11 protein-coding genes are annotated in these 11,080 nt (G+C 70.9%); 6 read left to right on the top strand and 5 right to left on the bottom strand.

The features are described 5' to 3' along the window. Window positions 1-603: 1,2-phenylacetyl-CoA epoxidase subunit PaaA (gene paaA / locus ABR571_RS01720; protein ID WP_409451454.1), on the bottom strand; the 603-nt coding region annotated here is incomplete at its 3' end. Further along, window positions 600-2,636, bottom strand: a complete 2,037-nt coding sequence (paaZ, locus tag ABR571_RS01715) for a phenylacetic acid degradation bifunctional protein PaaZ (protein WP_409451453.1) — start codon at window positions 2,634-2,636, stop codon at window positions 600-602. The genes paaA and paaZ, both read right to left, overlap by 4 nt. Before the next feature lie 67 nt (window positions 2,637-2,703). Between paaZ and paaI the strand changes: the two genes are divergently transcribed. Then, complete coding sequence (gene paaI / locus ABR571_RS01710; protein WP_409451452.1) at window positions 2,704-3,105, top strand: hydroxyphenylacetyl-CoA thioesterase PaaI; 402 nt, start codon at window positions 2,704-2,706, stop codon at window positions 3,103-3,105. Then, entirely contained in the window at window positions 3,102-3,719 is a 618-nt protein-coding gene (locus ABR571_RS01705) for a TetR/AcrR family transcriptional regulator (protein WP_409451451.1), read from the top strand. The genes paaI and ABR571_RS01705 overlap by 4 nt, the downstream gene beginning before the upstream one ends. Here ABR571_RS01705 and paaK read toward each other — a convergent pair. Genes paaK through ABR571_RS01690 form a run of 3 tightly spaced genes read right to left on the bottom strand, consistent with a single transcriptional unit; the run spans window position 3,688 to window position 6,404 of the window. After that, window positions 3,688-5,001, bottom strand: a complete 1,314-nt coding sequence (paaK, locus tag ABR571_RS01700; RefSeq protein ID WP_409451450.1) for a phenylacetate--CoA ligase PaaK — start codon at window positions 4,999-5,001, stop codon at window positions 3,688-3,690. The genes ABR571_RS01705 and paaK overlap by 32 nt on opposite strands. Before the next feature lie 9 nt (window positions 5,002-5,010). Then, window positions 5,011-5,496, bottom strand: a complete 486-nt coding sequence (locus ABR571_RS01695; protein WP_409451449.1) for a glutathione peroxidase — start codon at window positions 5,494-5,496, stop codon at window positions 5,011-5,013. Continuing rightward, window positions 5,493-6,404, bottom strand: coding sequence for an alpha/beta fold hydrolase (locus tag ABR571_RS01690; protein WP_409451448.1), 912 nt, complete (start codon window positions 6,402-6,404; stop codon window positions 5,493-5,495). The genes ABR571_RS01695 and ABR571_RS01690 overlap by 4 nt, the downstream gene beginning before the upstream one ends. 51 nt (window positions 6,405-6,455) lie before the next feature. On the opposite strand from ABR571_RS01690, the gene ABR571_RS01685 reads away from it, so the two are divergent. The 4 genes from ABR571_RS01685 to ABR571_RS01670 form a co-directional block, all read left to right on the top strand. Further along, window positions 6,456-7,589 (top strand): magnesium and cobalt transport protein CorA, encoded by a 1,134-nt coding sequence (locus ABR571_RS01685; protein ID WP_409451447.1) that lies wholly within the window; start codon window positions 6,456-6,458, stop codon window positions 7,587-7,589. Between the two features lie 55 nt (window positions 7,590-7,644). Beyond that, window positions 7,645-8,508 (top strand): oxygenase MpaB family protein, encoded by an 864-nt coding sequence (locus tag ABR571_RS01680; protein ID WP_409451446.1) that lies wholly within the window; start codon window positions 7,645-7,647, stop codon window positions 8,506-8,508. 131 nt (window positions 8,509-8,639) lie between these two features. Then, window positions 8,640-10,700, top strand: coding sequence for a RecQ family ATP-dependent DNA helicase (locus ABR571_RS01675; RefSeq protein WP_409451445.1), 2,061 nt, complete (start codon window positions 8,640-8,642; stop codon window positions 10,698-10,700). 118 nt (window positions 10,701-10,818) lie between these two features. Then, the coding region (locus ABR571_RS01670; RefSeq protein WP_409451444.1) for a hypothetical protein at window positions 10,819-11,080 on the top strand (262 nt) is incomplete at its 3' end.

Raw genomic sequence — 11,080 nt, 5'->3', positions numbered from 1 at the left:
GTCAGGCGGGCCGAACATCATCAGCGAAGGCCACCAGAACCGGTTCGTCGCGTCCTGCACCATCTCGCGCTGCGCGTCGGTGCCCCGCATCATCGTCATCAGCAGCTCGTAACCCTGCCGCTGATGGAACGACTCCTCCTTGCAGATCCTGACCATGGCGCGCGCGTACGCCCCATACGACGAGCGGCACAGCGGCACCTGGTTGCAGATGGCCGCGCCGTCGACCAGCCAGCCGATGACGCCGACGTCGGCATACGACAGCGTCGGGTAGTTGAAGATCGAGGAGTACTTCTGCGTGCGCTCGATCAGCCGGTGCGTGAGGTCGGCGCGGTCGGCACCGAGGGTCTCCGCCGCCGAGTACAGGTACATGCCGTGCCCGGCCTCGTCCTGGACCTTCGCGAGCAGGATCGCCTTGCGCCGGAGCGACGGCGCCCGCGTGACCCAGTTGCCCTCCGGCTGCATGCCGATGATCTCCGAGTGCGCGTGCTGCGCGATCTGGCGGATCATCGTGTTCCGGTAGGCATCGGGCATCCAGTCGCGGGGCTCGATCCGGCGGTCACGCTCGACCGTCGCCGCGAAGTGCTCCTCTAAGACCTCGGTCACGGGAGCGGCCAGGTGTTCGCGACCATGGTCAGGACGTCGTACTGGGCGGCGACCGACCCGTCCTGCTTGGTGATCTCGGCGTCCCACCGCACCTCGCCGTGCGCCGCGTCGCCCCGCGGGGTGATCGCCTTGCAGGTCAGGGTCACGGTCAACTCGTCACCCGGATACACCGGCGTGAGGAAACGTAGGTCGTCGATGCCGTAGTTCGCGAGGACCGGGCCGGGGTCGGGATCGACGAAGAGACCCGCAGCCAGGGACACGACAAGGTAGCCGTGCGCCACGATGCCGTCGAAGAACGGATTCGCCGCGGCGGCCTCGGCATCGGTGTGCGCGTAGAACGTGTCGCCGGTGAACTCGGCGAAATGCGCGACGTCCTCACTTGTGACCAGCCGCGGCCCGGCCGTCAGCGAATCGCCGATCTCGAGCTCGGCCAGCGACTTGCGGAAGGGGTGGACGCCGTCGTCCTGCCTCGAGGCGCCACGCACCCAACGCCCGGTGATCGCGCCGAGCACCTTCGGGCTGGCCTGCACCGCGGTTCGTTGCATGTGGTGGGCGATGCCGCGTAGACCGCCCATCTCCTCACCACCGCCGGCCCGGCCGGGTCCCCCGTGCACCAGCGCCGGCAGGGGCGACCCGTGCCCGGTGGACTCGGGGGCGTCGTCGCGGTCGAGGACGAGGAGCCGGCCGTGCCACGGAGCGACCCCCAGCACGACATGTCGGACGAAGTCGGTGTCCGCGCTGACGACGGAGCCGACGAGGCTGCCCTGCCCGCGGGCCGCGAGCTCGACGGCCTGCGCGGCGTCGCGGTAGCCGATGAGCGTGCTGACCGGCCCGAACGCCTCGACCTCGTGCGGCTCGGCGCGCTCCGGGTCGTCGGCCCTGATCAGCACCGGCGAGATGAACGCGCCGCGCTCGGCATCGGCGCCCACGACGTCCACGTGCTCGGGATCACCGAACACCGCCGTCCCGACCGAGAGCAGCGACTTCAGCGAGCGGCGGACCTCCTCGCGCTGATCGAGGCTCGCGAGCGCACCCATGCGCACCGACTCGTCCGCGGGATTGCCGATCGTCACCTTGGCCAGGCCGGCGGCGGCGGCCTCGGCCACATCGCCGACGAGCGATTCGGGGATGAGGGCCCGGCGGATCGCCGTGCACTTCTGGCCGGCCTTGACGGTCATCTCGTTGACCAGCTGCTTGATGTACAGGTCGAACTCCGGCGTGCCGGCGACCGCGTCGGGGCCGAGGATCGAGCAGTTCAGCGAATCGGCCTCGGCGTTGAATCGCACGGCCCGGCCGACGACGGTCGGATGAGTGCGCAGCCGCTGCGCGGTCGAGGCCGAGCCGGTGAACGACAGCAGGTCCTGGTCGGTGAGATGGTCGAACAGGTCGCCGACTCCCCCGCACACGAACTGCAGGGCGCCCTCGGGCAGCAGGCCGGACTCGACGATCAGTTCGACGAGCCGGGCCGTCAGGAACGCTGTGGCGGTGGCCGGCTTGACCACGCTCGGCACCCCGGCCAGGAAGGCCGGCGCGAACTTCTCGAGCGGCCCCCACACCGGGAAGTTGAAGGCGTTCACCTGGACTGCGACACCGCGCAGCGGCGTGAGGATGTGCTGCCCGACGAACTGGCCCCCGCGGCCAAGCTGCTCCACTGCGCCCTCGACGAGAACCGTGTCGGCGGGCAGCTCACGCTTGCCCTTGGACGCGTAGGCCAGCAGCACGCCGAAGCCGCCGTCGACATCGAACTTCGAGTCACCCAGCGTCGCACCGGTCCGGACCGACAGCGCGTACAGCTCGTCGCGGTGGTCGCGCAGGTGGCCGCCCAATGCCTTCAGCATCGCCGCGCGCTGGTGGAAGTTCAGCTCGCGCAGCGCCGGACCTCCCGTGCCGCGTCCGTAGGCGACGACGCCGGCCATGTCGGCGCCGTCCGAGGAGACCGTGGCGACCTGCTCGCCGGTGACCGCGTCGTACACCGGCGCGCCCTCGGCCGTCGGTGTGAACCACGATCCCTGGACGTAGCTGCGCAGCGGCATTCCGAGGCTCCGTTCCCGGTCAGCATTTACCGACCAATCGGTCAGTTATACATGCTAGCGTTTCCGCATGCCCGATGACCAGACCGATCCGGTCGCGGCGATGATGGCCGCCGACGAGGCCTCCCGCGCCCTGGGCATCGACGTCGTCGAGCACGGCCCGGGCTGGGCCCGCGCGCGGATGACCGTGCGGCCGGACATGGTGAACGGCCACGAACTGGCCCACGGCGGGCTGATCTTCACGCTCGCCGACACCGCGTTCGCCTGTGCCTGCAACAGCTGGGGGCCGCTCACCGTTGCCGCAGGAGCTGAGATCTCGTTCTTGGCGCCGGCCCGGCTCGGCGACGTCCTCGACGCCGATGCGCGGGCCCGCACCCGGGCCGGCCGGACCGGCATCTACGACGTCACGGTTCGGCGCGGCGACCAGGTGATCGCCGAGTTCCGCGGCCGCAGCTCCGAGCTCCGGACGTGACCGCGCCCAAGCGCCGCGGCCGGCCGGGGCTCGACCTTGCCACGGTGGTGGAGCGCAGCGTCGATGTCTTCAACGAACGCGGTTTCGACGGCACGAGCATGGAGCATCTCGCCCAGCGGATCGGCATCACCAAGTCGGCCATCTACCACCACGTCCCGAGCAAGGACGCCCTCCTCGGCCTGGCTCTCGACCGGGCGCTGTCGGGTTTGGAGCGGGTCGCCGACGATGCCCGGCGCAGTGACGCCCAGGCCGTGGACCGTCTCGAGCTGTTGATGAGGCAGAGCGTGGCCGTACTCGTCGAGCAGCTCCCCTATGTCACGCTGCTCCTGCGGGTACGGGGCAACAGCGAGGTCGAGCGGCAGGCGCTGGCTCGGCGCCGCCGCCTCGACCGTCTCGCCGCCGGGCTGGTCAAAGACGCCGTGGGCGCCGGAGAGCTGCGCCCGGGGATCGACCCGGTCGTCACCGCCCGGCTGCTGTTCGGCATGGTCAACTCGCTGACCGAGTGGCTGCGGCCGGCCGGCACCAACGACGCGGGCGAGCTGGCCGACGCCGTGCACGACGCCGTCTTCGAGGGCCTACGGGTCAGGGAGCCGGGCGCGGCCGTTCGTCGATGATCCGGCGCATCTTGCCGACCGAGCGCTCGACGCCGTCGGGGTCGAGGACGACGACTCCGACCGAGACGCCGATGGTGTTCTTGATCAGTGCCTGTAGTGCGTGTCCAGCGGCTTGCGCATCGGTCGCGGTGGCGTCGGCACGACGTTCGACCCGCACCGTCAGCTCGTCCATCCGGGCGGGACGGGTCAGCACGCACTGGAAGTGCGGCGACAGCGCCGGCGTGCGCAGGATCAGCTCCTCGATCTGGGTCGGGAAGAGGTTCACCCCGCGCACGATCAGCATGTCGTCCGAGCGGCCGGTGATCTTCTCCATGCGCCGCATGGTTCGTGCGGTGCCGGGCAGCAGCCGGGTCAGGTCACGGGTGCGGTAGCGGATGACCGGCATCGCTTGCTTGGTCAGCGACGTGAAGACCAGCTCCCCCTCGGTGCCGTCGGGGAGGACCTCGCCCGTGACCGGGTCCACGATCTCCGGGTAGAAGTGGTCCTCCCAGATGTGCAGGCCGTCCTTCGTCTCGACGCACTCGTTCGCGACACCCGGTCCCATCACCTCCGAGAGGCCGTAGATGTCCACGGCGTGCATGTCGAGACGTTGCTCCATCTCCGTCCGCATGTCGTTCGTCCACGGCTCGGCGCCGAAGATCCCGACAGCGAGTGACGTGGAGCGCGGGTCGATCCCCTGCCGGACCAGCTCGTCGACGATCGCGAGCATGTAGGACGGCGTCACCATGATCACGTCCGGCTCGAAGTCGCGGATCAGGGTCACCTGCCGTTCGGTCATTCCGCCCGACACGGGGATCACGGTGCAGCCCAGCGCCTCGGCGCCGTAGTGCGCACCGAGGCCGCCGGTGAACAGCCCGTAGCCGTAGGCGACATGCACCTTGTCGCCCGGCCGCCCGCCGGACGCGCGGATCGAGCGGGCCATCACGGCCGCCCACGTGCGGATGTCCTCGGCGGTGTAGCCGACAACCGTGGGGCGGCCGGTCGTGCCGCTCGACGCGTGGATGCGCGACACCTGCTCGCGCGGCACGGCGAACATGCCGAACGGGTAGTTGTCGCGCAGGTCGGTCTTGGTGGTGAACGGCAGCTTGGCCAGATCGGTGAGCTCGCGCACGTCGGACGGATGGACGCCTACGGCGTCGAACGCCGCACGGTAGTGCGCGACGTTGTCGTAGGCGTGCTGCACCGACCACCGCAACCGGCTCAGTTGCAGCTCCCGCAGCTCGTCCACCGACGCCCGTTCGATCGGCTCCAGGGTGTCGGGGTGCGGCGTGCGGTCCTGCATGTCTGGAAGCTACCCCGCGAGCGCGGCCTCGATAGCGTCCACGACCTCGGGTGCGGACGGCTCGGTGCGCGGCCGGAAGCGGGTGACCGTGCCGTCCGGGGCCACGAGGAACTTCTCGAAGTTCCACTGGACGTCACCGGCGTTGCCCTGGGCGTCGGGCACCGGGGTCAGCTCCGCGTAGAGCGGGTGACGGTGGGGTCCGTTGACGTCGATCTTGGCGAAGAGCGGGAAGGTCACCTCGTAGTTGGTCGAGCAGAACTGCTGGATCTCCTCCGGCGTGCCCGGCTCCTGGCCCATGAACTGGTTGCACGGGAAGCCGAGGACATGCAGGCCGCGCGGGCCGTAACTCTCGTGCAGCTGCTGCAGGCCCGCGTACTGCGGCGTGAGCCCGCACTTGGAGGCGACGTTGACCACGAGCAGCGGGCCGTCGGCGTACTCGCGCAGCGTTGTGGGCTCGCCGGCGAGCGTCTCCACTGCGGTGTCGTACACGGTCACGATGCGGTTCCTTTCGACGGGGCGAAGCGCAGGATGGCCTCAGCCACGGTGGACGGTTGTTCCAGTTGCAGGAAGTGCCCGGCCCCCGCCACCATCATCGCCTGGCTGCCCGGAGCGAGGTCGGCACCCACCTCGGAACCCACTTCGGGAAGCAGCGCGCCGTCCCGGTCGCCGTGCAGGTACAGCGTCGGGACGGACGGGGCGGGCAGGAAGCTCGCCTGTTCCGCGGCGTAGCGGGCGGAGCGGCGCCAGGGCTGGGCCATGGCCCGGTAGTAGGAGATCGCGGCCCCGCGACGAGCGACGTCCGGCAAGGCCGCGGCGACGTGCTGGAGGTCGTCCTCGGCGTCGTAGCCGGGCGACCAATCGGCCCAGAGGCGGCGCACGAGTGGCCGGAAGGCACGCTCGGACAGTCCCGGGATCTGGTTGGCGGCGATGTACCAGCTGCAGCGCGCCTGGCGCAGACCGAGCCGGGTCGCTCCCGGTCCGCGGAACACACGCCGGAGGGTTGGCAGCGGGGGCACCGACATCGCCACGATGCGCGGGAACAGGTCGGGCGCGAACGCGCTCACCGAGTAGGCCGTCATCGCTCCCCAGTCGTGCCCGATGAGCAGAGGGTCACCCTTCGGTCGCAGCGCGGCGTGCAGCCCCACCACGTCGTGCACGAGCGCGCCGAGCTGGTAGCTCCCGTCGGCCGGCAGGCCGCTCGGTGCGTAGCCCCTCGAGAACGGTGCGACGACGCGCCACCCGGCGGCCGCGAGCGGCGGGCCGACGTGTCGCCACGTCCAGGCCGAGTCGGGAAAGCCGTGCAGCAACAACGCGAGCGGCCCGTCATCCGGTCCCCAGGTGAGCGCGGCGACCGAGAGCCCGGGCAAGTCGACGATCAGCCGGCTCGGCGCCTCGGCGGTCACGTCGTCGATGCTTGCAGACCGCTGGCCGGCCGGCGCGGATAGGGTCGGCGCATGCCGGACCGCCGCCACCTGCCGTCGCCGGTCAGCCTCATCCGGCGCCGCCCCAAGGCGCGCCGCGGGCAGCAGCTGCTGGTGGACGAGCCGCCGAGCGAGCAGCCGCGCCGGTCGGGGCTCGTCGACTCGGCCGTCTACCGCAACGGCGAACGGCAGTGCACTCCGACGACCCTCGCCGACACGTTCACCGCCCTGCGTGGCGAGCCCGACGGCATGGCGTGGATCGGGCTGTACCGACCGGACGCCGACGAGCTCAAGACGCTTGCGGCCGAGTTCGACCTGCACGAGCTCGCCGTCGAGGACGCGATCACCGCCCACCAACGCCCCAAGCTCGAGCGCTACGGCGACACACTGTTCGTCGTCTTGCGCGCGGCCCGCTACCTCGACGACGTCGAGGAGGTCGAGTTCGGCGAGCTGCACGTCTTCCTGGGCAAGGACTTCGTGGTCACCGTGCGGCACGCCGAGTCGCCCGACCTGTCCGTCGTGCGCCGGCGGCTCGAGGACGACCCGGAGCTGCTCGCGCACGGCACCGAGGCGGTGCTGTACGCGATCCTCGACGCCGTCGTCGACGGTTACCCGCCCGTGGTCGCCGGGATCGAGAACGACGTCGACGAGATCGAGACGCAGGTCTTCGACGGCGATCCGGCCGTGTCGCGGCGCATCTACGAGCTGTCGCGCGAAGTGATCGACTTCCAGCGCGCGGCGTCACCACTCGGGGCCATGCTCGACGGGTTGGCGGCCGGCTTCGACAAGTACGCAGTGGACGAGGAGTTGCGGCGCGCCCTGCGCGACGTGGCCGACCACGTGACACAGGTGAACGAGCGGGTCGACAGCCTGCGGGTCCTGCTCCGCGACATCCTGCAGGTCAACTCGATCCTGGTCGCGCAGAAGCAGAACGAGGAGATGACCGCGCTCAGCCGCACGAGCAACGCGCAGAACGACGAGGTCAAGAAGATCTCGGCGTGGGCGGCGATCGGCTTCGCGCCGACGACGATCGCGTCCATCTACGGCATGAATTTCAAGAACATGCCCGAGCTGCACTGGTACCTCGGCTACCCGTTCGCCATCGTCCTGATGGTGGTCGTCGGCACCCTGCTCTACGTGCTGTTCAAGCGGCGCGGCTGGATCTGACGACCCTCGGCGCGCGCTATTGGCAGTCTGTCAACAACGCTGATACCGTTGGGCGGTGGCAAGACCAGCTCCGGCGGCGCTTCCCGCTCGCACCGCGGTTGCCGCCGACCCAGTGCCGTTCGACGGATCGGTGTACCTCGACGGGGTCGGTGCGTTCCTGGCCGGCACCGCCAACGTGATCATGCAGCTCGCCCTGGCGCCGGTCGGGCACGGCGTGGTCGAGAGCACGGTCGAGAGCGGGCAGGTCACCAGACATCCACTGAAACGGTTCCGCACCACGTTCACCTACATCTCGGTCGCACTGCTCGGCACCGACGACGAGCGGGCGCGCTACCGCGAAGCCGTGAACGGCCAGCACCGCCAGGTGCGCTCGCAGCCCGACGACCCGGTGCAGTACAACGCGTTCAGCCGCGACCTGCAGCTGTGGGTGGCCGCCTGTATGTACTACGGCGCGATGGACCTGTACTCGAAGCTGTACGGCCCGATGCCCGACGACCAGGCCGACGCCTTCTACGAGCACGCCGCGCGCTTCGGCACGACGCTGCAGGTACCGACCGAGATGTGGCCGGCTGACCGCGCCGCCTTCGCGCGTTATTGGGACGAGGCCGTGACCCGGGTGGCGATGGACGAGCCGGTGCGCGAGTACCTGCACGGCCTTATGACCCGGCAGTACATGCACCCGGCGCTGCGCGGCAGCGTGCGCTTCAACACCTGGGTGACCACCGGCTTCTTGCCGCAGCAGTTCCGCGACGAGATGCGGTTGCCGTGGAGCGCGGGCGACCAGGAGCGCTTCGAGCGGGTACTGCGCCGGCTCGGCGCGGTGCTGCGTCGGCTGCCGCCGGTGGCGCGCCGCTTCCCGTTCAACTGGCTGCTGTGGGATCTGCGTGTCCGGATCCGGTTGAACCGCCCGCTGGTGTAACCACATGGACGCCGTGCGTGGCGACGGAGCGGGCTCCTACGCGGCGTGTCGCCCCGCAGGGTCGCCACACACGCAACCCCGGCAGCCAGACCGGGCGCGAAAGTGTCGGACGGGTCGGACACGATGGCACCGTGTCCGCAACCGCCCGCGACGCCGCCCAGGAGCACCTCGCCCGCCTGGCCGGCCCGAACGCCACCCTGCGCGACGACCAGTGGCAGGCGATCGAGGCGTTGCTCGACGGCCGCAAGGTCGAAGTGGTGCAGCGCACCGGCTGGGGCAAGTCCGCGGTCTATTGGATCGCCACCGGCTTGCTGCGCGCGGCCGGCCGCGGGCCCACGCTGGTGATCTCGCCGCTGCTGGCGCTGATGCGTGACCAGGTCGCCGCGGCCGAGCGGTCGGGCCTGCGCGCGGTGACGCTGAACAGTGCGAACATCGAGGACTGGTCGGCCATCGAGGCGCAGATCAACGCCGACGAGGTCGACGTGCTGCTGATCTCACCCGAGCGGCTCAACTCCGCTGGCTTCCGCTCGAGAGTGCTGCCCGGGCTGGCCCCGCGCATCGGCCTGCTCGTGGTCGACGAGGCCCACTGTCTGTCCGACTGGGGCCACGACTTCCGCCCGGACTACCGACGCCTGGCCAGCGTGCTGGAGCGGTTGCCGCAGCACACCGCGGTGCTCGCCACGACCGCCACGGCGAACGAACGGGTCAGCCGCGACGTCGCCGCCCAGCTCGGGGCCGACACGCTCACGCTGCGCGGTTCGCTCGACCGCGAGAGCCTGGCGCTCTCGGTCATCCCCACCCCTGATCTGCCGAGCGCCTACGCCTGGATCGCCGATGCGCTCAGCGGCCGCGATCTCGCCGGCAGCGGGATCGTCTACACGCTGACCGTCGACGAGACCACGCAACTGGCCGAGTTCCTGCGCGGGCGCGGGCTGGCCGTCGCGGCGTATTCCTCGGCCACCCCGCCGGAGGACCGGGTGAGGCTCGAGCGCGCCCTGCTCGCCCACGAGCTGCGGGCCCTTGTCGCGACCTCCTCGCTCGGTATGGGCCTCGACATGCCCGATCTCGGCTTCGTCGTCCACCTCGGTGCGCCGTCCTCGCCGATCGCGTACTACCAACAGGTCGGACGGGCCGGACGCGCGCTCGACGCGGCCGACGCGGTGCTGCTGCCCACCGCCGCGCAGGAGCGCATCTGGGCGTACTTCGACTCCACCTCGTTCCCGCCGGAGGAGAAGGTCCGGGCCGTGCTCGACGTGCTCTCCGACGGTCCGCTCAGCATCCCCCGGCTCGAGGTCGAGAGCGGGCTGCGCCGGGGCCGGCTCGAGTCGCTGCTGAAGGTTCTCGACGTCGACGGCGTTGTCGAACGGGTCGACGGCGGGTGGGGGGCCACCGGCCGTCCGTGGACTTATGACGTCGAGCGGTATGCCGGCATCGCCGCGGCCCGGCGGCGCGAGCAACAGGTCATGCGCACCTACCAGACCAGGGCGTCTTGCCTCATGCGCGTGCTGCGGAGGGAACTGGACGATCCGGGCGCCAGCGACTGCGGACGCTGCTCGGTGTGCACCGGCCGCCTCCCCGCGCCTGGTCGCGCAGCCGGCGAAGAGACGGTGCGCGCCGCGTGGGCACATCTGCGCGCGCAGCGGGTGATCATCGAGCCGCGCAAGATGTGGCCCGCCGGCGCCCAGCGGCGGGGGCGGATCGCCGAGTCGGTTCGCGCCGAGCCGGGCCGCGCCCTTTCCCGCGGCGACGACGCGGTGTGGTCCCAACCGGTGCAGGCCGCGCTCGCCGGCGATGCCCCGGTTCCGGCCGAGATCCTCGACGGTATCGTCGATACGCTCGCCGCCTGGGGTTGGCCGGCCGGACGCCCGACCTGGGTCACCTGGGTGCCGTCGCGGCGCCGCGGGGCGCTGCTGGCCGACCTGGCCGCCCGGATCGCCGAGCGCGGGCGCATGCAGCTCGCCACCCCGTTGACCGCCGACGGCGACGGCTTCCAGGCCGACGCGGCGACGAACGCCGACTCGGCCGCGCTCGCCCTGCGCCGGCTCGGCATCTCTGGCGATGTGCCGGTCGGTCCGGTCCTGCTTCTCGACGATTCGCTGCGCAGCGGGTTCACGCTCACCGTCGCCGCCGCGCTGCTGCGCGAATCGGGCGCGGGACCGGTCTACCCGTTCGCCCTGCACAAAGCGTTCTAGCGGCGTCGAGCCCGTTCCCGCGCCTGCGCGCGCTTCGCGGCGCCATCACCTGCGTCGTACAGCAACCTGCTGGGTAGCGTGCAGGACAGACCGATCCGCGGTCGAACGAGGAGCGCCGGTGATCATCGACTACCTGATCTCGAAGGACGGGCTGCGTCTGGACCAGGTCGACGTATCGCTCAACGGCATCCGCCTGGGCCGCAACCGGACCGGCTTCGTGGCCCAGACCGCCGACGAGGTGACGGGAACCCTGCGCGTCACCCTCGCCGACCTGTCGGCGGCGATCGCCCGCCCCGAAGTCGTGAACCATCTGCTCGGGGGCGTCCCGGGCATCGACCGGCCGGAGATCACCTTCGCCAACGGCGAGGACGGCGGCATCC

Origin of the sequence: Jatrophihabitans sp., from assembly GCF_046262535.1 — a bacterium.
Classification (GTDB): Bacteria; Actinomycetota; Actinomycetes; order Mycobacteriales; family Jatrophihabitantaceae; genus Jatrophihabitans.
Note: the sequence above shows the minus strand (reverse complement) of the source record. Positions and strands in the feature narration are given on the sequence as shown.

Bases quoted from the DNA above. Each gene is read 5' to 3' on its own strand.
- ABR571_RS01685 (WP_409451447.1), top strand. From the start codon at position 6,456: ATGCCGGACCGCCGCCACCTGCCGTCGCCGGTCAGCCTCATCCGGCGC.
- paaI (WP_409451452.1), top strand. From the start codon at position 2,704: ATGCCCGATGACCAGACCGATCCGGTCGCGGCGATGATGGCCGCCGAC.
- paaZ (WP_409451453.1), bottom strand. From the start codon at position 2,636: ATGCCGCTGCGCAGCTACGTCCAGGGATCGTGGTTCACACCGACGGCC.
- paaK (WP_409451450.1), bottom strand. From the start codon at position 5,001: ATGCAGGACCGCACGCCGCACCCCGACACCCTGGAGCCGATCGAACGG.